Source organism: Streptomyces atriruber (genome assembly GCF_001418325.1).
In the GTDB taxonomy this organism is placed as follows: Bacteria; Actinomycetota; Actinomycetes; order Streptomycetales; family Streptomycetaceae; genus Streptomyces; species Streptomyces atriruber.
The window spans coordinates 1-1,170 of the sequence record NZ_LIPN01000619.1 but is presented as its reverse complement, the minus strand read 5'-3'; the positions used below and the strand labels follow the sequence as shown (position 1 = coordinate 1,170).

At 71.1% G+C, this 1,170-nt stretch carries 1 protein-coding gene and 1 pseudogene; both read right to left on the bottom strand.

The window, feature by feature from the left end; translation table 11 throughout:
* Window positions 1–377: pseudogene (locus AOK03_RS39330) on the bottom strand (hypothetical protein); the annotation flags it as partial.
* 96 nt (window positions 378–473) lie between these two features.
* A partial coding sequence (locus AOK03_RS39325) for an alpha-isopropylmalate synthase regulatory domain-containing protein (RefSeq protein ID WP_279616370.1) occupies window positions 474–1,170 on the bottom strand: 697 nt, incomplete at its 5' end.

Below are 1,170 nucleotides of genomic sequence, written 5' to 3'. Positions count from 1 at the left end.
GGCCGGTCGGCCTTCGCGTCGAACCCGTCGCCGAGCCGGACCGCGTAGACACCGGTCACGCCGGTCTCGGTGCGCAGCTGCCGGAAGAGGTCCTGCTGCGGGAAGTTGTCCGGCAGCACGGCCACGAAGACCGGCTTGTCGGCCTTCTTGATCTTCTGGGCGAGGGCGTCGGCCTGCTCCCCGGACAGCTGGTCCGACACCGCGGGATCGACGTACACCGGACTCTTCTTCCAGGCGTCGGCCACCACCGACACGCTGGAGGCGTCCTGCGTCCCGGATGCCGCGAGGGCCCCGGGCGCCGCCGTGAACGACACGGCGCCCAGGACGAGCAGCAGTCCGGAGAGTCCGACGGTGATCCGCTTCGTCCGATTCCTCATACTTCGAACGTAACCCAGACGGACCCTCGGCGGGTGCCCGCGGGGGGGGCTGTGAGCGGGTCTGTGGACGAGTCCGCGGGCGGGTCTGTGTGCGGACTACTCCACCGGCTCGACCCCGGCCCGCAGCAGACCGAAGGTGTAGGCGTCCTCCAGGGCGTCCCACGACGCGGCGATGACGTTCTCCGCGACGCCGACGGTCGACCATTCGCCGACGCCGTCGGTCGTGGAGATCAGCACGCGCGTGGTGGAGGACGTGCCGTGCTTGCCCTCCAGGATGCGGACCTTGTAGTCGACGAGCTCCAGCTTGGCGAGCTGCGGGTAGATCCGCTCCAGGCCGACCCGCAGCGCCCGGTCGAGGGCGTTGACGGGGCCGTTGCCCTCCGCCGTGGCGACGATGCGCTCGCCCTTGGCCCACAGCTTCACGGTGGCCTCGTTGGCGTGCGTCCCGTCGGGGCGGTCCTCGACGATGGCCCGCCAGGACTCGACGCGGAAGTAGCGGCGGGCGCGGCCCTCGGCCTCCTCGCGGAGCAGCAGCTCGAAGGAGGCGTCGGCCGCCTCGTACGTGTAGCCCTGGAGCTCGCGCTCCTTGACCCGGTCCACGACGCGGCCGATCAGCTCGCGGTCGCCTCCGAGGTCGACGCCGAGCTCCTTGCCCTTGAGCTCGATGGAGGCGCGGCCCGCCATGTCGGAGACGAGCATGCGGATGCGGTTGCCGACGAGGTCCGGGTCGATGTGCTGGTAGAGGTCCGGGTCGACCTTGATCGCGGAGGCGTGCAGCCCGGCCTTGTGCGCG